The organism is 'Vigna radiata' phytoplasma (assembly GCF_030586915.1).
In the GTDB taxonomy this organism is placed as follows: Bacteria; Bacillota_I; Bacilli_A; order Acholeplasmatales; family Acholeplasmataceae; genus Phytoplasma; species Phytoplasma australasiaticum.
In genome coordinates, this window is record NZ_JAOSIS010000003.1 from 18,077 (window position 1) to 41,890 (window position 23,814).

Annotated in this window: 18 protein-coding genes and 3 tRNA genes; 8 read left to right on the forward strand and 13 right to left on the reverse strand. The window is 23.6% G+C overall.

Annotation, left to right across the window (positions count from 1 at the left end; genetic code table 11):
* Window positions 1-839 (forward strand): hypothetical protein (locus OC710_RS00480; protein ID WP_304514962.1); only part of this gene is annotated, 839 nt, incomplete at its 5' end.
* A gap of 498 nt (window positions 840-1,337) precedes the next feature.
* Here the strand turns inward: OC710_RS00480 and OC710_RS00485 are convergent.
* From OC710_RS00485 to OC710_RS00515, 8 genes are all read right to left on the reverse strand, one after another.
* Window positions 1,338-1,679, reverse strand: coding sequence for an SVM family protein (locus OC710_RS00485; protein WP_304514963.1), 342 nt, complete (start codon window positions 1,677-1,679; stop codon window positions 1,338-1,340).
* Between the two features lie 1,225 nt (window positions 1,680-2,904).
* A complete protein-coding gene (locus OC710_RS02710) occupies window positions 2,905-3,243 on the reverse strand; it encodes a hypothetical protein (protein ID WP_004994793.1) in 339 nt (112 codons plus the stop codon).
* The gene (locus tag OC710_RS02715) at window positions 3,203-3,475 is read right to left on the reverse strand and encodes a hypothetical protein (protein ID WP_004994791.1); all 273 of its coding nucleotides are present in this window, start codon (window positions 3,473-3,475) and stop codon (window positions 3,203-3,205) included. The genes OC710_RS02710 and OC710_RS02715 overlap by 41 nt, the downstream gene beginning before the upstream one ends.
* 473 nt (window positions 3,476-3,948) lie before the next feature.
* Complete coding sequence (locus tag OC710_RS02735) at window positions 3,949-4,083, reverse strand: hypothetical protein (RefSeq protein WP_425306756.1); 135 nt, start codon at window positions 4,081-4,083, stop codon at window positions 3,949-3,951.
* A 389-nt stretch (window positions 4,084-4,472) separates the two neighbouring features.
* On the reverse strand, window positions 4,473-4,988 hold the full coding sequence (locus OC710_RS00500; protein ID WP_152908763.1) for a hypothetical protein: 516 nt from the start codon (window positions 4,986-4,988) through the stop codon (window positions 4,473-4,475).
* 209 nt (window positions 4,989-5,197) lie between these two features.
* Window positions 5,198-5,536, reverse strand: coding sequence for a holo-ACP synthase (locus tag OC710_RS00505; RefSeq protein WP_004994785.1), 339 nt, complete (start codon window positions 5,534-5,536; stop codon window positions 5,198-5,200).
* Between the two features lie 17 nt (window positions 5,537-5,553).
* A complete protein-coding gene (ligA, locus tag OC710_RS00510; RefSeq protein ID WP_004994781.1) occupies window positions 5,554-7,566 on the reverse strand; it encodes an NAD-dependent DNA ligase LigA in 2,013 nt (670 codons plus the stop codon).
* 341 nt (window positions 7,567-7,907) lie between these two features.
* Window positions 7,908-8,795, reverse strand: a complete 888-nt coding sequence (locus OC710_RS00515) for a hypothetical protein (RefSeq protein WP_004994779.1) — start codon at window positions 8,793-8,795, stop codon at window positions 7,908-7,910.
* A 992-nt stretch (window positions 8,796-9,787) separates the two neighbouring features.
* Between OC710_RS00515 and pgsA the strand changes: the two genes are divergently transcribed.
* From pgsA to nrdF, 3 genes are all read left to right on the forward strand, one after another.
* Window positions 9,788-10,444, forward strand: a complete 657-nt coding sequence (gene pgsA, locus OC710_RS00520; protein WP_004994778.1) for a CDP-diacylglycerol--glycerol-3-phosphate 3-phosphatidyltransferase — start codon at window positions 9,788-9,790, stop codon at window positions 10,442-10,444.
* A gap of 75 nt (window positions 10,445-10,519) precedes the next feature.
* Complete coding sequence (recA, locus tag OC710_RS00525) at window positions 10,520-11,533, forward strand: recombinase RecA (protein ID WP_004994777.1); 1,014 nt, start codon at window positions 10,520-10,522, stop codon at window positions 11,531-11,533.
* Between the two features lie 318 nt (window positions 11,534-11,851).
* On the forward strand, window positions 11,852-12,880 hold the full coding sequence (gene nrdF, locus OC710_RS00530) for a class 1b ribonucleoside-diphosphate reductase subunit beta (RefSeq protein ID WP_004994776.1): 1,029 nt from the start codon (window positions 11,852-11,854) through the stop codon (window positions 12,878-12,880).
* Between the two features lie 137 nt (window positions 12,881-13,017).
* On the opposite strand, the gene OC710_RS00535 is transcribed toward nrdF, so the two are convergent.
* From OC710_RS00535 to OC710_RS00555, 5 genes are all read right to left on the reverse strand, one after another.
* A tRNA-Trp gene (locus tag OC710_RS00535) sits at window positions 13,018-13,092 on the reverse strand.
* A 999-nt stretch (window positions 13,093-14,091) separates the two neighbouring features.
* A tRNA-Gln gene (locus OC710_RS00540) sits at window positions 14,092-14,166 on the reverse strand.
* Window positions 14,167-14,198: 32 nt separating this feature from the next.
* Window positions 14,199-14,274, reverse strand: a tRNA-His gene (locus tag OC710_RS00545).
* 149 nt (window positions 14,275-14,423) lie between these two features.
* A complete protein-coding gene (locus tag OC710_RS00550; protein WP_004994775.1) occupies window positions 14,424-15,329 on the reverse strand; it encodes a hypothetical protein in 906 nt (301 codons plus the stop codon).
* Between the two features lie 247 nt (window positions 15,330-15,576).
* Complete coding sequence (locus OC710_RS00555) at window positions 15,577-16,170, reverse strand: hypothetical protein (RefSeq protein WP_004994772.1); 594 nt, start codon at window positions 16,168-16,170, stop codon at window positions 15,577-15,579.
* A gap of 690 nt (window positions 16,171-16,860) precedes the next feature.
* Between OC710_RS00555 and gyrB the strand changes: the two genes are divergently transcribed.
* The 4 genes from gyrB to tsaB all read left to right on the forward strand — a co-directional run bounded on the left by gyrB (window position 16,861) and on the right by tsaB (window position 22,909).
* The gene (gyrB, locus tag OC710_RS00560) at window positions 16,861-18,807 is read left to right on the forward strand and encodes a DNA topoisomerase (ATP-hydrolyzing) subunit B (RefSeq protein ID WP_004994768.1); all 1,947 of its coding nucleotides are present in this window, start codon (window positions 16,861-16,863) and stop codon (window positions 18,805-18,807) included.
* A gap of 84 nt (window positions 18,808-18,891) precedes the next feature.
* A complete protein-coding gene (gene gyrA, locus OC710_RS00565; RefSeq protein ID WP_004994766.1) occupies window positions 18,892-21,432 on the forward strand; it encodes a DNA gyrase subunit A in 2,541 nt (846 codons plus the stop codon).
* A 399-nt stretch (window positions 21,433-21,831) separates the two neighbouring features.
* Window positions 21,832-22,296: a tRNA (adenosine(37)-N6)-threonylcarbamoyltransferase complex ATPase subunit type 1 TsaE gene (gene tsaE / locus OC710_RS00570; RefSeq protein ID WP_004994760.1), complete on the forward strand. Its 465-nt coding sequence runs from the start codon at window positions 21,832-21,834 to the stop codon at window positions 22,294-22,296.
* On the forward strand, window positions 22,283-22,909 hold the full coding sequence (tsaB, locus tag OC710_RS00575) for a tRNA (adenosine(37)-N6)-threonylcarbamoyltransferase complex dimerization subunit type 1 TsaB (protein WP_004994758.1): 627 nt from the start codon (window positions 22,283-22,285) through the stop codon (window positions 22,907-22,909). The genes tsaE and tsaB overlap by 14 nt, the downstream gene beginning before the upstream one ends.
* The last annotated feature ends 905 nt before the right edge of the window (window positions 22,910-23,814 follow it).

Sequence of the window (23,814 nt, forward strand, 5' to 3'; positions counted from 1 at the left end):
TCACGAAGCAAGAACAAACTATTAAAGATAGAGATCTAACTATTGAAGCTCGAGAACAAACTATTAAAGATAGAGATCTAACTATTGAAGCTCGAGAACAAACTATTGCAAAATTAAATAAAGATAAAACTGATCTAGAAACTGCTAAAACTGATCTAGAAACTGCTAAAAACCAAGTAATCACGGAGCAAGAACAAACTATTGCAAAATTAAATAAAGATAAAACTGATCTAGAAATTGCTAAAACTGATCTAGAAACTGCTAAAAACCAATTAATCACGAAGCAAGAACAAACTATTGAAGATAGAGATCTAACTATTAAAAAGGGAGATCAAATTATTGAAGCTCAAAAACAAAGTAGTGAAGATAGAGTTCTAGTTATTGACAATAGAGATCTAACTATTGAAGCTGAAAAACAAACTATTGAAGATAGAGATCTAACTATTAAAAAGGGAGATCAAATTATTGAAGCTCAAAAACAAAGTAGTGAAGATAGAGTTCTAGTTATTGACAATAGAGATCTAACTATTGAAGCTCAAAAACAAACTATTGAAGATAGAGATCGAACTATCGTGATTTTAACTGAAACTGAAGAAATTAATTTTGAACAAAAAAAATATTTATATAATAAAATAAATAAAATATCTGAACAACAATTAACTTTCTCTAAAAAAATTATTAACTTAATGAAACAATATTTAAAAAAACTTTATTTGATTAATAATCAAATATGGAAATTATTATTCCAACAATATAGTAGAATGTACTTCATAATTATTTTATGCGTAATAAATATTTTATTTTACTTCTTATTAATTAAGAATTTTAAATCATATTAATGATAATAATAAAAAATTCTAAACAAGATTAATGTTAAATTGTTTACTTATTATTCTTTTCTTATACTGTTGAATATCATAAATTTGTTGATTTTTTCAAACATTCTTTCTTCGAAGACGCTAATACACCACGAAATGATGTGAGAAATATGAAACATAAAATAAAATAGAACCTCCGCCGAGGTTCTATTTTTCTTTTTCACCACGAAATTTGTTAGAATTGAACATAAAACAAAATTGAAACCAACCAACTTATAGAAAAAACAAACCAACACAAGTTAGCTAAGATTAATTTAGCAAAAAGTAAAAAATGAACAAAGAAAATTTATATTTATTTTAATGTATTTTCTTTTTACAAATCTTCAAATAAAATTTTTTTTATTTTTATTGTGGTTTCAATATTTATAACAACATAAAAAAACATTTATATTAAAAATATATTAACAAAAAAGACCCTTCAGAAAGGGTCTTAAAAAAAATAATAGTTTATTTTAATTTTTATTTTTTAGAATCATCAGGCTTTTTAGAAGAAGACCCTTTTTTTTTAGACTTAAGCGCTTCTTCTTGTAAGATTTTTAATGTTTGCGAATCTGATAACATTTGAATAATTTTATTTCGATCTTCTTCAGAATAATTTTCAAGAGTATTGTATAATTCATAATATTGTGATATATCTTTTTTAGTTGTTTTTTCTTGTTTTTCAGAGGAAGCGATTTTTTTATCTTTATCATTTTTTTCGGGAGCGGCTATAACTGGATTAATATTAATTAACAGGAATAATCCTAAAAAACTCATTAAAAATAATGGTAAAAAATATAATTTATTTTTTATTTGCATCATTTTAGCTTATAACTCCTTTTTTTATTTATCCCTCAGTTGAGGTAATTTCGTAGAGTTCGTTTAATTGAGAATAAATTAAATTTTTATATTGTTTTTCGGATCTTTCATATCCTTTTTCTAAATCTTTTTTTAATTTTTCAGCACGATTTAAAATATCTTGGTAGTATTTTTGGTCTGTTTCTAAATTTTTGATTTGAACTTTTATTTTGCCGATTTCGTTAACTATTTCCGAAATTTCATTTTGAAGTTTGTCGATTTTATCTTCGTTAGCTTTCCTATCAATCTTTAATCTATTAACTTCTTGGTGTCTTTCGTCTCGTTGTTTTTCTAGTTTTTGTTGTTGTGGTTTTAAAGATTCTATTTGAGATTGAAGAGAATTTAATTGCGATTGGTATTCATCACATTTATTTTGATATTCGTTAATTTCATCTTTTTTTCATTTAAATAACCTAAATCCAATCCTCAACTCTTTTAAGTTTATTAATTTCGTTCTCTTTCTGATAAATCAGATGGTAATAAAGTAGGATTAATAGGTTCAAAAAAGATAATTTTTAATTTGTTCTAAACGAGCAGCAGTTGTTTGAATTTTAGGGATTGGTGGTTCTTCCAGAGAACGTTTTGTCCTAGGAGAAGTGGGGATTACTTCAGAAGGTAATGAATCTGATAATGATTCTGGTGAAGACGCTAAGGTTGTTTCTTTTTGATTTTGAAACCAGAAATAACAAAAAACAAGTCCGAAAATGATAAGAAGGAATATAAAAAACCATTTTTTTCGAAAAAATTTGATTTATTCATTGTTAGAATAACCTTTCTTAATAATAGTGATAATTATTATATTTAATTATCACTATTATACAGTTTTATTAATAAAATGATTAAATAAAATAATTATTAATTTGTTAAATTAATGATTTCAGGAATTTTGCCAACTCGTTTTTCTTGTAGGCGTTGTTGAACACGGGCGTAATTCGGATTTTTTTGTTTTAATTGTTCTTTTATAATATTCACGTTATCTCTTTTGTTTTCTAATATTTCTTCTAATTTGGCTTTGTCTTCATATAATTTGTCAGTGTCGGAAACTTTATCTCTTTCTTTTTCTAATTCTTTGGCGATGGTTCCATATTCATCAATCCAAGTTACAAATTATTTTTTTATACTTTCATTTAATTTTTCAGAGTTTTTCCATTCATTCTTTAAATTATCTTGGTTAAGACGAAGTTTATGATCATCTTTTTTTCTTTTCGTAATCTTTGTAGTCGGCATCGAGTTTGTCTAAATCACGGTTAATGTCTTTACTATACATTTCTAAAGCTTCTTTGATAATCATTTTTGGATGTTCATTGTTTTCGTTAATTGTTTCCATAAACATGTGATATAAACGGTGGCCTTCGCGAAGAACTAAAGTAGTTTTTGACATACCTTGGACGAATTTACATGTAAAAGTAATTGATTTTCTTATAACTTTCAGACCAAATTTAACTGGGGATAAGTCAGTAAATTTATCAAAAGCTTTAAAACCCCATTTAACCACATTTCCTACTGATAATTCGTTCTCTTTTTTCATAAATTAGCGCACGATTATACATTTCTTGATATTTTGATTTTAATTCTTGATATACTGTTTTTTCGAGTTTGATTTCTTCAAGTTTTCCATCGACTTCCTCGATTTCTTTTTGGATTTCAATACGGTGTTCTTCGACTGATTGGATTTGTTTGAATATTGGTTTTTCATCATTTGTTAAAGTTTCAAATCTTTTTTCTAAATCTTTTTTTAATTTTTCAGCATGATTTAACATATCTTGGTAGTATTTTTGGTCTGTTTCTAAATTTTTGATTTGAACTTTGATTTTACCGATTTCACCAACTATTTCTGAAATTTCATCTCGGAGTTTATCGATTTCCGCTTGTAATCTAATTTTATCATCGGGAGAAGCTAATTTTAACTGTTCTTCTTTTTCTTTAATTCCTTTTTCTTTAGTTTCTTTGTCTTTCTCTAATTGGACTAATTTCCTTTTAAGATAGTAATATTTTTATCATTTTGATCTAAATTTTCTTTTATTTCTTTAATTTTAGCTTCATTTTTTTCTAAAGCTTCTTTGATTTTTTCTTTGGCTTTTTGGGTAAGGGCTTTTTGTTCATAAAGGTCTTTTAGTTCTTTTTCATATTTTTCTAATTCTTTTTCCCAATCTTGTTTTAAACCATGGTAATTATTAATAGTTTCTTCTTATTTATTCTTCTTATTTATCAATAGCTTGATCAATTTTATCAATTAATTGGCCATAATAACCATTAATTTTACGGATGGTTTCAGAAATCGCTTTTTGAATATGTGTGGTCGAGCATAAGCGAGAAAATCATAACCTAAATCTTGATAATAATCGAGAGCTTTCATTAAACCTAACAATACTTCTTGAAATAAATCTTCTTTAGTTAAAACGCGAGGATAATAGTTAAATGCGAGGATAATAGTTAAATTTTTTCACTATTTTATGAACCAATGGATAATGAAGTCCAATTAATTGAGAACGTACCTGCATATTTTTTTTATTTTTTAAAAAAAGTAAAAATAAAACTTTTCTTTCCATATTATGCCTTTGCCAAAATAAATTAGAAAAGATAAGCATAAAAAAAATCTTTTTTTATTTCTTTTAAAAAACAAAAAAAGATCAACTAAGAAAGTTGATCTTGAACATGATTAACAGATTTATTAATTGTAATACTTTTGGGGTTCAGTGCGATCTTCCCTGGTTATTGGTTCGATATCACGAAATTTAGGTATCTTTGGTAACCATTTTAAGAAGGTAATATATCATTAAACCAATTTTTAATTTTTTTAGGCATTAAATAATTAATTCCGTTTAAAGTGGCGCATAAAATTGATAAAGATAATAACAAGCTACTTAAATGATTAGTTTTAGTTTTGTAATTCAAATTAATATTGTTGTTATTTTCAAGTAAAATAAAAATTTTGCTTAACATTTTGATATAAAGTGGTTCATCTGTATCTGTAAAAAAAACATTATTTTGGTTCGTTTTAATTTCAATTCTTTTATAAGAATCTTTATTAAAAAAATTGTTACCTGAATCTTGAATATTTATAGATGTGATATTTTTATTTTGTTCTAATTGAGTTGAAAAATCTTTATAAGATAATTTCGTACCTAAATTTATTTGCATTTCTGCTAAAATAATTTGCATAAACCAAATTATTACGAGCACTAACAAAGTAATGTTAATGGCAAAATTTAACATGTTATAACTAATATTTAAAGTTTTAGCAATTTTTTTTTTAATTTGTTTACACAACAAACAAAATTTTATAAACAGAATATAACCCTTTCTATTTTTGTAATGAAAAATTATTATTTTTTATTTATTTTATAGGAATGATTATCTTGTTAAACGGAAGAATAACTCCGAATTACAATTTAATTATAACATTAATTATTGGTAATAATACTTGTAATAAGATGCTATTTTGTTAATTGATATTGGTTTAATTGTAAATTAATTTCATATTATAACATAATTACTAAAGCTAAAGCATATTTATCAGTATGAGTAATAGATATCATAAATTGATTACTGTATTTATCTATTATATAAGGAGCTCCTGTATTATCATTTAGTATAGACCAATCACAATAATTATTAGTTAAATTACCTTTTTTATAAGTTTTAAAGATGGCTTCTTTTGCGGCCCATCTTCCTGCTAAAAAAAAACTTTTACTTTTTAATGAGGTTATTTTTTTATAAATGTGATGTTCCTGAGTAGATAAAATTCGATGAGATATTGAATTTAATCCGATTTTGACAATTTTATTAATTTCAATTAAATCGATACCAATATTTTTCATTTTTTAATTATTACCTTTTATATTTGATTGTTTGTTTGTTTTAAAATTTTATATAACTCTGATTCTTGAATAATAGTGATATTTAAATGTTTAGCTTTTTCTATTTTTTGTTCACTGTAATTTTTTCCGCAAATTAAATAATTAGTTTTTTTAGATAAATTATGCACTATTAAAGCTCCTAATTTTTCTAAATTTTTAGTTATTTGTGAACGTTTATATTTTGTTAATGTGCCTGTAATAATAATTTTTTTGTTATTAAAGAAATTATTATTAATATTATTGATATTATTTTGTATAGAAAAATTTAATTGATGTTTTTTTAGTTGAATTATTTCGTTAATATTTTTTGCATCATTAAAAAAATTATGTATACTATCTGCGATTTCTGGTCCTATTTCATTTATATTTATTAAATCTTCTATTTTAGATTGTTTTAAATTATCTATATTATAAAATTTATGAGTTAAAATCCGAGCAATTTTGCTACCAACATGTTTTATTCCTAATCCAAATAGAACTCGATCGAAAGGTTTTTGTTTACTACTTTCTATAGCTTCTAAAATATTATTAATTTTTTTAATGCCAAAAAAGGGCAATTTTAGTAATTTTGGTTTATGTTGTTTAAGATTGTATAAATCCGAAATTTTTTGGATAATTTTTTTTTGAAATAAAATTGTTAATGTTTTGGAACCTAAAATATTGATGTCCATAGCTTCTCGAGATGCGAAATGAATTATTTTTTGTAATTGTTGTTCGTTACATTCCTGATTAATACAAAAATAATTAATTTCATTATTGTCTTTGTGTAACAATGTATCACAAGATGGACACTTCGTGATCATTATAAAAGGTTTAACAGATTCATCTCTTTTATGAGTGATTACTTTAATAATTCTAGGAATAATAGAACCTGATTTTACAATAATTACGCTATCATTAATACGAATATCTTTATTTTGTATATAATTGTAATTATGTAATGTTACACGTGATATTGTGCTGCCATCAATAATAATAGGTATTAGATCTGCTACAGGATTAATTATTCCAGTTCTTCCCACATAAAATAAAATATTTTTAATTATAGTTTCGCCGGTAATAGAGTTAAATTTATAAGCAAGAGCATATTTAGGAAATTTATTAGTGTAACCGATTTGCGGATATAAATCAAGTTGATTTATTTTTATAACAATACCATCTACATCATAATTTAAAGATGATTTTAAATCAATATAATGATTGATAAAGTGAGTTAAATCAGACCAAGAATTAATTATATTATAATGCGGATTGACAGAAAAACCTAATTTGTTTAATAATTTTAAAACTTCTTCTTGACTATTAACAATCAAGGATGAATATACAATATTATAAAAAAAAGAAGATAAGTTTCTGGAAGCAACAATATTAGCATTTAATAATCTTACAGTTCCAGAAGCCGCATTACGCGGATTAGCAAAAGTTTTTTTTTGTTCTCTATTGTGTTGTTGATTTAATTTTTGAAAATTTTCATAATTAAAAAAAACCTCCCCTCTTACTTCTAAATTTATTGGTTGTAAAAGTTTTGACGGAATATCTTTAATGTTTTTAATATTATGAGTTACCAATTCTCCTACTAAACCATTACCCCTTGTAGTAGCTTGCGTTAAAATGCCTTGTTCATATTTTAAATTAATAGCTATACCGTCTATCTTTAATTCTGTAATAAAATTACAATGAGGATACTTTTCTTTTATTCTTGTATAAAATTTTTTTACTTTCGCAATATCAAAGGCATTTTCTAATGATAACATAGGTTTACTATGAGTTATTTTAGGTATTTTTTTTTCACTTAAAGAACTGCCTATTTTATCAGTAGGGCTATCTTTTGATTTAAATTGTGGGTATTTATTTTCTAAATATATTAATTCTTGTAATAATGCATCATATTGCTGATCAGTTAAAGAAGATTGGTTTAAATTAAAATACTCGTAATTAGCTTGATTTATTTTTTTAGTTAATTGTTGAATTTTTTTTATAATATTTAACATATTTTTTATCTATTATCCGTATTAAAAATTGTAATTTATTGATTTATTGATATTTTAAATTTTGGGTTATTTTTTAAATGATATTTTAATTTTAAAAAAATATTATATAATATTAAAAAAAATATGCATATTTTAATATATGCATATGCGAAAATATGATTTTAATATTATAGATTTCTATATTTATATTTTACTTTTATACTGTAAAACATGATTACATGAAATAATCAATTAAATGAAGATATTTCTAAGTAATTCTAAGTAATCTTTTTTTGTTTAACAGTGTTTTATATTTATGAAGTCAATTGTCATTTTTTTTATTTAATAAAATTAATTTTTTATTATATATTCTCAGTATCTTTTGTAGAACGTTTATTTTCGGCAATTGACACAAATTCTTCTACAAAAAATTCTTCTGCTTCTTGTCCTGAATGGAAAACTTTTGTTTGAACTAAAGTTTCTTCAGGAATAATATTGTTTAATTCTTCTATAGACTTCAATTTATTATCGGTATAATGATAGATTTTAGTTATTTTTCCTTTATTATCGAACAAAAATCTTTTTTCTATTTGACTAGGATTATTTGCACTATATTTATTCATTGTAACTAAAACATTTTTATCATTATATGTCATAACGTGAAACGGTATGAAAGTTTTAGTTTTTTGGTCATATACATTTAATATTTCAGTCTTTGTTTTATCTTCATTATAGATTGTAATGAATTCTGTTTGATTATTTTCATCTAAAGTAATTATTTTAAAGAGTTTATTATCTCGATATTCTTCTATTTTGTTATAATCATTATTTTGATCATTAAAAAAGATTTTACGTATTAATTCTCCGAATTTGTTAAAATATTCAATATGATCTATTTTTTCTTCGTTATTATTTTTAAAAACTATAACACTTTGAACAGTTTCATCAGTTAACTTTTGCAAAGAAGCATCGAAGTTTTTTGTTTTTGGTCGAAAGAATTTTGTTTGTAATTTTATATTATCTTTTAAAGAGTTTATTACAGGTTGTAATGATATTTTATTTTGATTAATTTTATTATAACTTTCTAATTGTTGATTATTAATTTTTAATTTTTCATTTTCCTCTTGTATTTCTTCATTATGAGCTAATACATTCATAATAAAAAACATTTGGCCTAATAAAATTATACAACTAATAAAAAATAATAATACTTTGTATAATGTGGTGTTTTTTTCGTTATTGGAGTTCATTTGTTTGAGTTTATCTCACTTTCTGATTATTTATATAAATATAATAAAATAAACTTAATTTGCGATAATAAACCATACACAATCCTATACTAAACGATAACAAACCATACACAATCCTAATAGATAAAATGTTTTAAATTTTAAACAAACGCAATCTAATTATAACAAAAAATAATATAATAATAAATATTAGTTATTTTAAAATTTAATTTTTTCAAAAGTATACTAAATGCGATTAAAATGTTTTATGGAGGCAATTATTTCAAATTATATTATTAGTTAAAAAAATTCATTTATGTAGTCATTATATGAATAATTATGTTTAAAATTTTTAAAATAATATTTAATTTATTTTTTTATTTATGTCTTAATGCATTATAATTTTAATTATTAGTTAAGTTAGTTATTAAAAAAAATTATTAATAATTTTAAAATTTTTATATTAAATATCTATTTTGTATTAATTTTATATTAATAGGTAATTAAAATTAAATTGATTGATATAATTGAAAATCAAATTATTAAAATTTATTTTGATATAAAAAATAAAATAATTTTTTTTAATTAAAATCGGAACTTATCTAAAAAGAATAATCATAATTAATAATTATTTATAATACTTAAAATCTCAAATCATAAATGATTTTCGACATTTTGATGATTATTATAATTAAATTTTTAAATTATAATTGCCTCATATATAAAAAAAATAAATACAAAATATTTTCTTTTTTTAATAAAAATACAATATTTTTAGCTTAAATTAAGTAGGTATATTGAAAAAACAATGCATTTTTATCGATGCAATAATTTTTAATTATATATAGGTATAAGATAAGAGATTATATTGTCAATAAAAAAATCAAAACATAATTCAAATAAATTGCACGTTTATAATATATTTTAGTAATTGTGATAGTATATTGAAATATAATTAAGAAGATTTTATTTTTGGATAATTTGTTTTATATGTTGGGAAAGATTATTATAATATGAAAAATATAATTAACAAAACAGCCAATTTATTAACGATATTTCGTATTTTTTTAGTTTTTTGTATGCTACCTTTTTTATATTTAAAGTTGCTAAAACACGAAATTGAAATTTTTAAAATTTATTTTAATATTATTTTTTTAGTAGCATCTATAACTGATTATTTAGATGGCTTTATTGCGAGAAAATTTCTTCAAACAACTATTTTTGGAAAATTTTTCGATCCTATAGCGGATAAATTATTAGTCATTATCTCTTCTTTTTATTTACTAATTTTATGTCAAAATAATAATTTATTACATCAAGATAATGAAAAAATTGTTAATTATGTTTTAAGTTTTTTAATCGTGACTATTATAAGAGATTTTATTGTTATGGGTATTAGATTATTAGCTTTTGAAAAAAAGCATATTATGACTCCTTCTTTTGGCGGCAAATTAAAAACTTTTTTAAATTTTATTTCCATTAGTATAATGCTTTTATCTGCTCAATTAGAACGTTTTTGTTTTCAATTATTTCCAAGATATAATTTAAAAATGTATTTTTTTATTAATATTATTTTAATTTTGAATATTTTTATAATTATTGTTTCTGGTATGGATTATATTTTAAAAAATTTTAAATTAATTTATACGAATTTTAATTCTAAAAATTAATTTTTATAGAAAATTATATTTTTGATAATATTGTTAAATTTTATTAAAATGATATATGTAGAGGTGATTGATCAAATGAGTAAAGAAATATTTAAAAAACCTCCTTTAACACAAACTATCTGTGAAATAGAGAAAATTTTCGGCAAAGGTAGTATTATGCAAATGAACTCCGATAAAGTAGAACCTATAGAATCTATTTCTACTGGTTCTTTAGGATTAGATATAGCTTTATCTATTGGAGGTTTACCTAGAGGTAGAATTGTAGAAATTTTTGGACCCGAAAGCGCTGGTAAAACTACTTTAGCTTTGCATGTAATAGCAGAAGCTCAAAAATCTGGAGGTACGGTTGCTTTTATAGATGCTGAGAATTCTTTAGATATTAATTATGCTAAAACTATAGGAGTAGACTGTAATAAAATGTTAATATCTCAACCTGATTCTGGAGAAGTTGCTTTAAATATTGCTAATTTGTTATTTGAAAAGAATGCTGTTGATCTAGTGGTAGTAGATTCTGTAGCTGCTTTAGCACCTTTAGCTGAATTAAATGGTGATGTCGGTGATTCTTACGTAGGTATACATGCTCGAATGATGAATCAGGCTTTAAGGAAGCAAAGCCATATCGTTTATAAATCTAATGCTATTCTTATTTATATTAATCAGTTAAGAGAAAAGGTAGGAATTACTTTCGGTAATAATGAAGTTACTCCCGGAGGTAAAGGATTAAAATTTTTTACATCTGTTAGATTAGATGTTCGAAAAACATCAGAATTAATTAAAGAGAATGATCAAGTTGTGGGAGTGAAAACTAATGTTCGTATTGTTAAATCTAAAGTTTGTTCTCCTTATAAAACCGTTAGTTTTGATATTTTATATGGCAAAGGTATTTCTAAAGTTAGTGAAATTTTAGATTTAGCAGTAAGTTTAAATTTAATTAAAAAAAATGGTATGTGGTATAGTTATAATAATCAACAAATTGGTCAAGGTAGAGAGAAAGCGCGAGAATTTTTACTAAAACATCCAGATCTTGCTCATGAATTAGAATTAACCATTCGTAAAAATTATAATTTAAGCAGTAATAATAAAAAATAAATGTTTAATTGAAATGCCTATTAGGCGTTTTTAATAATTGATTATTTAATTTTTTATTTTTCTTAATAAAAATTTAATATTTTTTAATTATAATTTTTATTTTAGAAAAGATTTTATTTATCATTCCTAGTATATAAATATTTTAAATTAATAAAAAATAAAAAGATTTTTTAAATAATTTAATATTCGGCTTTAGAAAAATATTTATATAAAATTTATTGGTTTCAGATGAGAATAAATAATAAAAAAAGTGTTTTTTGTTTGTTAAATTATTTTAGATTTTAATAAATTTTAAAAAGATAGGAATTAAATTAATATATGGATTTGAAAAAAATAACTTATCAAGGCGCTAATTGGAATAATTTAGATGATGATTTTACGCATCATTTTTATGAACAAAATTTAAGTCAATTTTGGCGCCCAGAAGATATTAGTTTACAAAGTGATTTACACGTTTGGAATACTTTATCTCCTTGGGAACAAAAAACCTATTCACGTAATTTATTAGTTTTAACTTTTTTGGATACTTATCAAGGGGATATTGGTATGCCTGTTTTAGTTAGAGCTTGTTTACCTGAAGAACATCAAAAAAAAGCTACTTTGAGTTTTATGGGAGCTATGGAAAATGCTGTTCATGCTAAAAGTTATTCTAATATTTTTATGACTTTTTTAAATAAAAATGAAATTGATGATTTATTTTGTTGGGGTATGAAACAAAAAAATTTACAGAATATTTTAAATTTAATTATTAATGTTTATGAAATGTTAGATCAAAAAATAGTTGTTAATAAAAATGATTATGTTTATTATAATAGTTATGAATTTCGCGAAATCAAATGGAAAGCTATGGTAGCTTCAGTATTTTTAGAAACTTGGTTATTTTATAGTGGTTTTTATTACCCTCTTTATTTTTATGGACAAGGTAAATTAATGCAAGCCGGAGAAATCATTAATTTGATTATTAGAGATGAAAGTGTTCATGGAGTTTATACTGGAAGATTAGCGAAAAATTTATACTCTACTTTTGATCCAGATCAAAAGAAAAAATTATATAGTTGGTTAGAAAATTTTTTATTTAAGTTATATCAAGAACAAAAAAAATTATCTTTTGAAATTTATCAGGAAATTAATTTAGTTGAAGATGTAAATAAATTTGTTCGTTATAATGCTAATAAAGCTTTATTAAATTTAGGTTTTGAACAATATTTTCCTTATGAAGAGATTAATCCTGTTATTTTAAATGGATTAAATACAGAAACGAAAACAATGGATTATTTCTCTATGAAAGGTAATGGTTATCAAAAAATGAAAACCGAAAGTTTAAAAGACGAAGATTTTATTTTTTAATTTTTTAAAAAATATATTAATGCTTATATTTTATCCGATTATAAAATAAAAAAAGAAGGTATAAAAACCTTCTTTTTTTTATTTCAATTAATTATTTTAGTTAAATTATTTTTTTTCAATATTTTTTAAATTTAATTTGGCAGGGATATCAGGATTCGAACCCGAACTCATGGTTTTGGAGACCATTATGCTACCATTAACATCATATCCCTAAATAAAAATAATTGGTACGGGTGACAGGACTCGAACCTGCAAGCTAAAGCGCTAGAATATGGATAGAAAACCATAATTATTATTCATATGGTTAGCCCCCATCCAAACCGGACAGGCATGTTTCCATGCATCCGGCTTTCCGAATTCAACATAATAAATTTTTTTATTCGTTTAGATTAAAAAAATATTTTTTTATTTAATTTATATTGCGCATTTATAAATTGTTTTATAGAAAACAAAAAATTATCTTTTTAAAAAGTGATAAAAAAATATTTTTATTATTTTTAATCTTTCTGCTTTCCTTCGCCTTGTGAATAGTTTTCCTATTCTCCCTGAGAGGGCATAAAACCTCCGACTACTATGTCAGCTCTGCAACCTTAACTATTTTATAAAAAATAATTTTAGGTTTTCCTAGGTAGCTATAAATTATAGGCTAATGATAAATAGCGGTTGGAGACTTATAATAGACAAAATTAATGATATAATTGAATTTTGTCTTGGTGTAGATAATTTAAAATAAATTTTTTTATTATTAATTGGTAATTATAATTACTTTAGGATCTGGGAGCAATTATATAATTATCTATTTAGGTTTTTGGAATATATCGTTTAACCATCCCTAAAGCTTTAGAACTGCGCCACCATTCTTTGCTCTTCACTTAATTTTATATTTGTTCAACCTTATTTTATCTTATTCTTACATTTAATTTAATTTTTTTAATAATAATTAAAAAAAACGATTTTATTTTTCATTAAATGCTTTATGAATATGCTATTGTCCCTTTTATTCTTTCGAATTCAGGTAAATTCATTGAATTACTTTTATTACCTTAAAAGTGAGGTGCCCATAAAAAATCCTCTTTAATTTACGCCCGAACTAGCGCCCTCCTAAGTCTAGTGCGTCTACCAATTCCGCCACACCCGCAATATGACTATTTTTTATTTTAAAAATTTTTAATTATTTCATTTATATTAAAGACAAAAATTTAGAAAAATTATGGCAGGCCCAGCTGGATTTGAACCAACGCATGACGGAGTCAAAGTCCGTTGCCTTACCGCTTGGCTATGGGCCTTTTATTTATAAAAAAATAAATTAATTAAACTTTGGGGCGGATGATGGGGATCGAACCCACGAATGTCGGCGCCACAAGCCGATGCGTTAACCATTTCGCCACAACCGCCACAAAAATTATTAAATATTTTAATTTCAAAATATAAAAATTTAATAACATTACATATTATACATGATTATAGATCAAAAAATATATAGAATATTATTTAAATTAAAAAAAATTATTTAAGTATTTAAAAAAATTGTTTTAAAATCAAATTATTGTTTTATTTGTTTAAATTGTTTTTGTTTTTCTATTAATAATGATTTGACAAATATTAAATCTTTGGGATCTATATATAAAGCTTTATTTTTGGAATCATAATAAGAATGAGAAACATTGTAAAAGTTATTACGATTTTCTATAGGCATATTATTTAACATAAATAATTGTATTTCGGCGAAATTTTCCATCCTATCAAAAATTTTTTTTAAACTTTCAGGTATTTGTTTTTTTAAGGCTTCATCAATAAATGTTAAGTCTATATTCTCTAATAAATTTTGAGATAATTTATTATTTGTTTTTGAAGTGTTATTTTTTGATTCTTGCTTAATTGACGAATCTTGATGATAAAATTTTGGTTTGGTTGTAATTTTTAATAATTCTTTTTCTAAATTATTTATCTGTTGTTTAAGCATCTCTTGTTCGAAGTAATTTTTTTGTTGTTGTAATTCTATTTTAGTTTCCATTTTATATTGATTTAATTCAAGACGAAAAGACTGTTCTTTATGTTTGTTTTCATTTTCTTTTCGATTAATTTCTAACATTTTCAATTCTATTAATGTTAAATTTTTATCTTGATATAATTCATTAGGAATTTGGTTTTGTATAGAGAAATTTGGTACTTCTGTTTTTGTATTTAATTCAGAGGTTTGATTATCTTTAGTTTTTTCTTCTTGGATGTTGAAAATAAAATGAAAATTTAGCAAAAAAATACGATATATAAATGTTAAAATTTTTCGCAATACTATCTTGATAATTTCTGAAAACATGAAAATAATTAAAAAATATATCCACCAATAGTTTTCAAAAGGAAATCGATTTAACCATTCTTTAATATTCATTATCATATTTATCATCAAATTATTGACACAACCTTCTGTATAATCATTGCCTTTTGACAATGTTATCTCAAATTTAATTTTTATTCATTTCATTGCGAAAATAACAAAGCAAATTTATCGAAAACTTATCATTTGATATAATATTATATTAAAGTTAATTTAAAAAATATTTTCAACTTAAATAACTTTCAGCACTATATAAGATAGTATTTAATTTTTTGATAATCATTGAATAGAAATTTGGTTTTGTTAACTTTTTATTACATTTATTTTCTTTTATTTGATAATTGATTTGTTTATATTGTTTTTATCGATTTCTACTATTACTATTAATAAATAATTCGTTGGAATGATTCAATTTTTTTTGTGTTATTTTTTTTTCTATTTTTATTATTCTATCATTAATATTTTTTATATCTTGATTGAAAATACTTAGAGTAGTAAAGTATTCTTGTAAAACGTTATTAATGGTTAGTTTATTTTTATTTTCTTGACATTTATTTACCCATTTCGCAAAATTTTTTTTTATTGTTGCAATTCTTTGTTTAACTAAAACTGCTTCTTGGTTTAATGAAATTAGAAGAATTGATATTTCATTCGTATTATTTTCATCATTTTGATTATTATTTAGAAGAATTATGATTTTATTCATATGATTTTCGGCATCTTGTATATCTTTTTTTATACTGTTTTCTGTAATTAGCTGTTTTTCAACATTCGGCTTTATTTCTTTAGTTTTCGATAAAAAAGGCCAATCAATATCAAAAAAAGCTTTAATATTATTTAATTTAGAATTGTATAAATTACCTTGTTTATTTATAAATACACCATAAAAATTAGTAACAAAAAGATTTAGTAATAATAATATAAACAATTTTTTTATTTGAATTTTTTTAAGCATTTTCGCTCCCTCAATGTTTTTATATATAAAAAATGCAAAACATATGTTCTATTTTTATTTTAAGATAAAAAACATAAATTTTATATAATATTTTAACATTTTTCCAATAATGTTTCAATATTTTAGAATATTTTGATAAAAAACTGAATATTGCACTTTAATGAAAAATAGAAATACAAAATTAGAGATTATTAATTTATATTTTTTAATCTTATAAAAATATTATTTTTAATTAAAAAAAATGAAAATTTTTTTTCGAAAATCTAAATAAGTTTAAATTTAAAATATTATTTATATTAAATTCCATTTAAGGTTTAAATTTATTTTAAAAATTTTAGATTATTTTTAAAAATAAAAATTTTATTATAATTTGCTAAAAAGAAGTTATATCTGCTTTAATCTCAGTTTGATTTTTTATGTGTTATAATTATTAACACATTTTTTATTTTTAGTTTACCATTTTCTAATTAATCTGATTTTAAAAAATTATTTAATTAAAGTTTTTATTAATCTGTATATTTATATTAATTTTTTTAATTAAGTTAAACAATAACCTGATAATTATTTTTATGAAATTGAAAAAAAATTAAAATTTTAAAATTATATTGTTATGATTTTTACTAAATTAATTATTAAATTGAATAATAAATAATAAAAAAAATAAAAGGAGAAAATAATAAATTTCATAAAATGAGCAAAAATGATAAAAAAAATAAAGAAAATTTAGGTGAATATAGTGCTTCTAGTATTGAAATTTTAGAAGGTTTAGAAGCTGTTCGTAAAAAACCAGGAATGTATATTGATTCTGTTACTATGAAAGGAGCATATCATTTAATTTGGGAGATTATAGATAATTCTATAGATGAAGCTTTAGCAGGTTATGCTACAGAAATCATTTTAAAAATTTTTCCAGATAATGTAGTTAGTGTTTCTGATAATGGTAGAGGCATTCCCGTTGATATTCATCCTAAAACTAAAAAATCAGCTGTAGAAACTATTTTAACTACTTTACATGCAGGAGGTAAATTTAAAAATGCTCCTAATTCCAAAAATTATAGTTATTCAGGTGGTCAGCATGGTGTAGGCGCTTCTGTAGTAAACGCTTTATCCACTTGGTTTACAGTGGAAATTTGTTTAAATGGCAAAATATATTATCAGAAATATGAAAAAGGCGTTCCTACTACATCTTTACAAATTATAGGTAACACTAATAAAAGAGGTACTAATATTAAATTTTTACCTGATGAAACTATTTTTCAAGATATAAAAAACACTCCTTATAGTTTAGATGTTTTAAAAAAACGAGTACAACAATTAGCTTTTTTAAATAAAAATGTTAAATTAATTATAGAAGATTTACGCCTTGAACCGCCTCAAATTATTAATTTTTATTCTAAAGGTGGTATTCAAGAATATCTTCAGTATCTAAATGAAAATAAAAAAGTTTTAAATCAACCTTTTTATCAAGAGAGTTCTGAAAATAATATTTTTTTAGAAATAGCTTTCCAATATAATGAAAATTATATTTCTAATATTTATTCTTTTGTAAATAACATACCTACACATGAAGGTGGAACTCATGAAGAAGGTTTTAAAATGGCTTTAAATAGAATTTTATCTAAATATGCCAAAGATAAAAATTTATTAAAGAAAGATCTTAGTTTCATCGGTGAAGATACTTTAGAAGGTATTACAGCTATTATTGCTTTAAAACATTATGATCCTTTATTCGAAGGCCAAACTAAAGCTAGATTAGGTAATTATGATATGAGACAATTTGTTTCTAAACATTTTGGTATTGCTTTGGAAAGTTATTTATTAGAGAATCCGCAAGAAGCTAAAAAAATTATTGATAAATGTTTATTAGCAGCTAAAGCTAGAGTAGCAGCGAAAAAAGCTCGTGAAATTACACGAAAAAAATCACCCTTAGACACTTTAAGTTTTGCTTCAAAATTAGCTGATTGTCGGACTAAAGATCCGTCTTTAGCGGAATTATATATTGTTGAAGGAGATTCTGCGGGGGGGTCTGCTAAACAAGGGAGAGATTCTTCTTTTCAAGCTATTTTGCCATTGAGAGGTAAAATTATTAACGTTGAAAAAGCTCGATTAAATAAAATTTTAGTTAACAATGAAATTATTTCTTTAATTCAATCTTTTGGTACAGGTTTCGATAAGGAGTTTAATATTTCGAAAGCGCGTTATCATAAAATTATTATTATGACGGATGCTGATGTTGATGGAGCTCATATAAGAACTTTATTATTAACTTTCTTTTTTAGGCAATTTAGACCTTTAATTGAAAATAACTATATTTATTTTGCTCAACCTCCTTTATATAAAGTGCAAAACAATAAAAAAATTTCTTATTTCTATACAGAACAAGATTTAAAAAATTTTATGAGTCGTAAAAATAATTCTCAAAAAATTGTTGTCCAAAGGTACAAAGGGTTAGGAGAAATGAATGCCGAACAACTTTGGGAAACTACTATGGATCCTGCCACTAGAACATTATTGCAAGTGAAATTAGAAGATGCAGTAGAAGCTGATAGAATTTTTACTATGTTAATGGGCGAAGAGGTTAGTAATAGAAAAATTTTTATTCAAGAGAATGCTACTTATGCTGACATAGATATTTAAGATTTTAAATTATAAAATATTATTTTACTTTTAAAGTAAAACTTAATTAATTTAACTCAATTTTTAATAAAAAAGGCGTGAAATATGATATTAAAAAAAACAAAAAAAAATGATAGTTTAAACGAAGAACACTCCTCTTTAGATTCTAAAATTAATTTTAATCGCGTTCAAGTCGTAGATATCAATGAAGAAGTTAAAAAATCTTTTTTAAGTTATGCTATGAGTGTGATCGTAAGAAGAGCTCTTCCTGATATTAGAGATGGTATGAAGCCTGTACAAAGAAGAATTCTTTATATAATGAATGATTTAGGATTATCTAATCAAGAACGTTTTAAGAAGGCTGCAGCTGTAGTTGGTGCTGTTATGGGTCGTTGCCATCCTCACGGAGATAATAGTATTTATGAAGCTATGGTTCGTATGGCACAAGATTTTAATTATCGTTATCCTCTTATTACTGGGCATGGTAATTTCGGTTCTATTGATGGAGATTCAGCAGCAGCTATGCGTTATACAGAAGCTAGAATGTCTAAAATAGCTATAGAATTAATTCGTAATATCGAACAAGAAACTGTTGATTTTATTGATACTTATGATGGTAACGAGAAAGAACCTACAGTTTTACCTGCTTTATTTCCTAATCTTCTAGTGAACGGTTCTACTGGTATCGCTGTAGGTATGGCCACCAATATTCCTCCGCATAATTTTAAAGAAGTTATTAATGCTCTAATTGCTTTTATAAATAATAAAAATATAGAAACTCAAGATTTAATGAAATACTTAAAGGGACCTGATTTTCCTACAGGAGGAGAAATTTTAGGAGCTGAGAATTTAAAAAATATTTATAATACTGGAAAAGGACGTATTTTTATCAGATCTAAAACGCAAATAATTCAAAATGATAAAAATAAAAATTCTATTGTAATTACTGAAATACCTTTTCAAATTAAAAAAAGTAGTTTAATTGAATCTATTGCTTTTTTAGCTAAAGAAAAAATTATAGATGGAATTACAGATTTAAGAGATGAATCTAATCGCCAAGGTATTAAACTTGTTATTGATTTAAAAAGAGATGTTAATCCTCATGTAGTACTCAATAATTTATATAAAAATTCTCAGGTACAAGTCTCTTTTAATTTTAATATGATTGCATTAGTAAAAGGGGTTCCTAAATTAGTTAATTTAAAGCAAATGTTAAAAGAATTTTTTGATTTTCGAATTAATGTTATTCAACGTCAAAAACAATTCGAATTATCTAAAGCTCTTAAAAAACAACATTTAGTAAAAGCTTTGATTATAGCTTTGAATGATATTGATCGAGTAGTTAGATTGATTAAATCTTCATCCAATTCTAAAATGGCACAAATACAATTAATGGAAAAATATCAATTAGATGAACTTCAAAGTAAAGTTATTTTAGAAATGAGTTTACAAAAAATTACTAATTTAGAAATAGAAAAAATTAAACAAGAAGATACAGAATTATCGTTAAAAATTTCAGAATGCCAAAATATTATTAATTCTATATTGTTAAAAGAACAAATTTTAAAACAAGATTTATTAAATTTACAAAAAAATTTCCAAGATGGACGCAGAACCGTTATTAATATGGAAAATCAAGATTTAGATATAGATAAATCTTCATTAATTGAAAAAGAAAAAATTTTAATTACTATTACTCATAAAGGGTATATTAAACGTTTAAATTTAGATACTTATAAAAAACAAAACAAAGGCGGTAAAGGTGTTATAGGTATTACTATGAATCGAGATGATTTTGTAGAACATTTTGCTATAACCTCTACTCATGATTATCAATTGTTTTTCACTAATAAAGGCAAAGTGTACCAAATTAAAGGTTATGAAATAGCTTCTTATTCGCGCCACGCTAAAGGTATTCCGTTAGTAAATTTAATACCTATGGCTAAAGGTGAATTTTTAACTACTTTGACAAGTGTAACAGAATTTAATAAAAATAAAGATTATTTAGTATTAGTGACAAAAAAAGGATTTATCAAAAGAAATCGTATTCAAGAGTATGCTAATATTCGTTCTAATGGCAAAATAGCTTTTGCTTTAAAAAAAGATGATGAAGTATTAGCAGTATTAAAAACTTCTGGTCAACAAGATATTATTTTAGCTAGTTCTGGTGGTAAATCCATTCGTTTAAAAGAAAATTCAATCCGAACAACTAATCGTAAAAGTTCTGGAGTTATTGGTATGCGCATGGATAAAGATGAACAAATTGTAGGAGCAGCTGTTGTTTGTCATCCGGAACAAGATATTTTGGTAGTAACAGAATTTGGTTACGGAAAAAAAACTCAAGCAAGTTTTTATAAACCGCAACAACGAGGAGGTAAGGGTGTTAAAACTTTAAAAATCACTGATAAAAAAGGTCATTTAGTCGCTTTAAAAACCATTTTTCCAAATGAAGAATTAATTTTAATTTCTCAGTGCGGGCAAGTTATTCGTATTGAAGCTAATAAAGTTTCTACTACTAAATCTAAAAACACTGAAGGAAATAGATTATTTAAATTAAAAGATGATGATAAATTACTTAATTTAGTAGTTGTCCAGAAACAAGAAGATGATGATTCAATAGATGAAAAATCTATAATTATTAATTAGATTAAAATTTATCGACTATTGTTTTTTTGATTAAATAATTTTAATATATTTATTAAAATTGATTATTATAAAATGGTTAAAATTATTATATATATTATAAAATTATATAAAATTTCATTTAAATTAACTAACTACTTTACTGATTTATTAATTTGATAATTATTAGTTAATAAAAAATAAATTTATATAACATGAACTCTGATCAATTAATTATGATTTATTAAAAAACTTATTTCATTTAGAAATAACAAAGATATCGGAAATATGATCTTTATGGAAATATATATTGTTCTAGTTATGTAATAATTAATTACGAATATACCATTTAAGCGAAAATACTCTTTCTAAATTGATTTGATAGTAATAATTTTATCTCCCGATTACAAAATGGAATTAAAAATGACATTTATTTATAATAAAATATCTTTAAAATCGGCACAAACTAAATTAGCTGGTATTTTTTTAGCCAAAAAAATTTTATCTACAAATCGATACAAAAATAAAAAGAATATTGTGTTTATTCATGGTTCGATGGGTTTAGGTAAAACTATTTTTGTAAAGGGTTTTGCTCAGGAATTAGGAATTTTAACAATTAACAGTCCTAGTTTTAATTTATTTAAAAGTTATAATTTTAATAATAAAACATTGTTTCATATGGATCTTTTTCGTTTAGAAAATAATAGTAAATTAATTTTTTTATTTGAAGAGGTATTGGAATATTTAGAACTAGGTGATATTATTTTAATAGAATCAACTTATATAAATGATGAAATTGATAAATTATGGGATTTTAAAGTTGAAATTAAATTTTTAAAAGATAATAGTAGAGGTATTTTAATAAAACAAAAAAATGTTAAATATTAATAAAAAAGGTTTTGATAAAACAAAGATATACAATAATTCGTTATTTTTTAATAAAAATATTTTAATTATAGATACTTCAACAGATATGCAAATAGTGATTTTAACATATGAGCAAAATATTATTGATATATGCTTTAATGTTAAATCTAAAAGTTTTGTATCTTGTATGATGCCTTTGATTAATAAAATTTTAAAAGCAAATTCTGTAGATTTATTTAAAATAAAAAAAATTATAGTAGGTTGTGGTCCTGGTTCTTATACTGGTACTAAAATAGGCGTTTTAACAGCCAAATTATTATCTTTAGAATTAAATATTCCTTTGTTTAAAATTAGCAGTTTATTATTACTTTCTAGCGGTTTTGAAAAAAATCCTTTAACTCCTAAAATAAAAATTAATGAGGATTATTTTTACGCAATTAGCTATCAACACAACAAAATTATTTTAGCAGAATCAAGATATTCTACGGATTTGCTAGTTAATTATCCTAATCATATTTTATTAAATTCTTTAAATTATAAAATTGCTTTGAATAAATTATTTAATTATTTAAATATCGTTGATAATCCTCACGAATTATTGCCTAATTATTATTGTTCTAATTGGGAGGATTAAAGTAAGTTCATAATTCGCTATTTATATATGATATTTCATATATATAAATTAATTGTATCTAACACATATAATAGAATTATGTAATAACTTTGATCTCTTTAAAAGCAACCACAAAAGGTTTAAACTAATAGCTGTTAGGTTCAAAAGAAAAGTGAAATTTATATTAGTTGTTAGTTTAATTCTAGAATGGGAATATTTTAAAAAAACCTGATCATGACAAAAGGTAATAACCTTTACATGGCCACAGAGTTTCAATATCTTATAATAATGTTTTAATTAAAATTTTAATAGAATATAAAATATTTATATTAATTTATCGGACGCCAAAGAGGCCTAAATTTCGCGCTATTTAACCAATAGCCAGGGCCGATAAACCCTGAAAGGAGATGGTCGGTTTAGTAAACGAAAGAATATTAAATTATAGCAGACTATAAAAAGCGGGTTGCGACGAAAGCAAATTAGTCAAGATGACTCCGCCACCGAATAATTCGATGGAGAAGCCTGAAAGGGCCTAAGAAGGAAACTGAGGTAATCTAATAAACTGTTCCGGAAGTTGCTTAAACGGACAGTCCAGAAGCTGTCAATATTTACGATATGTATTGGACAGTTTATCAGATAGAGGAAACCTGGAATCAGCCTCTTAACGAGGATACTTCCCCTAAGGAATTAAGGTTGAAATTTAGCGTAACTTGGAGTATCCTAAAACTGAGTAATTAAGTTTACTAATCCGGAAATAAAAGCCTGGATGGTCAAGGATAAAGCATCTTTTTAGTAGTCATAAGGGTAAACCTAAATTTGGAATAATTTAGTTAATCGTCTTACCAAGAAGAGAGTTAATCACTCTTATAGGGCGAAAGAAGAAAGTAATTTGCTAGTTATTCAATGGTATCGGGGAAGGAGTTGAT

What these genes read in the sequence shown, in the direction of transcription:
- OC710_RS00485 (WP_304514963.1), bottom strand. Translation starts at nt 1,679, where the DNA reads ATGATGCAAATAAAAAATAAATTATATTTTTTACCATTATTTTTAATG.
- OC710_RS02710 (WP_004994793.1), bottom strand. Translation starts at nt 3,243, where the DNA reads ATGAAAAAAGAGAACGAATTATCAGTAGGAAATGTGGTTAAATGGGGT.
- OC710_RS02715 (WP_004994791.1), bottom strand. Translation starts at nt 3,475, where the DNA reads ATGTTAAATCATGCTGAAAAATTAAAAAAAGATTTAGAAAAAAGATTT.
- OC710_RS00505 (WP_004994785.1), bottom strand. Translation starts at nt 5,536, where the DNA reads ATGAAAAATATTGGTATCGATTTAATTGAAATTAATAAAATTGTCAAA.
- ligA (WP_004994781.1), bottom strand. Translation starts at nt 7,566, where the DNA reads ATGTTAAATATTATAAAAAAAATTCAACAATTAACTAAAAAAATAAAT.
- OC710_RS00515 (WP_004994779.1), bottom strand. Translation starts at nt 8,795, where the DNA reads ATGAACTCCAATAACGAAAAAAACACCACATTATACAAAGTATTATTA.
- pgsA (WP_004994778.1), top strand. Translation starts at nt 9,788, where the DNA reads ATGAAAAATATAATTAACAAAACAGCCAATTTATTAACGATATTTCGT.
- recA (WP_004994777.1), top strand. Translation starts at nt 10,520, where the DNA reads ATGAGTAAAGAAATATTTAAAAAACCTCCTTTAACACAAACTATCTGT.
- nrdF (WP_004994776.1), top strand. Translation starts at nt 11,852, where the DNA reads ATGGATTTGAAAAAAATAACTTATCAAGGCGCTAATTGGAATAATTTA.
- OC710_RS00555 (WP_004994772.1), bottom strand. Translation starts at nt 16,170, where the DNA reads ATGCTTAAAAAAATTCAAATAAAAAAATTGTTTATATTATTATTACTA.
- gyrB (WP_004994768.1), top strand. Translation starts at nt 16,861, where the DNA reads ATGAGCAAAAATGATAAAAAAAATAAAGAAAATTTAGGTGAATATAGT.
- gyrA (WP_004994766.1), top strand. Translation starts at nt 18,892, where the DNA reads ATGATATTAAAAAAAACAAAAAAAAATGATAGTTTAAACGAAGAACAC.
- tsaE (WP_004994760.1), top strand. Translation starts at nt 21,832, where the DNA reads ATGACATTTATTTATAATAAAATATCTTTAAAATCGGCACAAACTAAA.
- tsaB (WP_004994758.1), top strand. Translation starts at nt 22,283, where the DNA reads ATGTTAAATATTAATAAAAAAGGTTTTGATAAAACAAAGATATACAAT.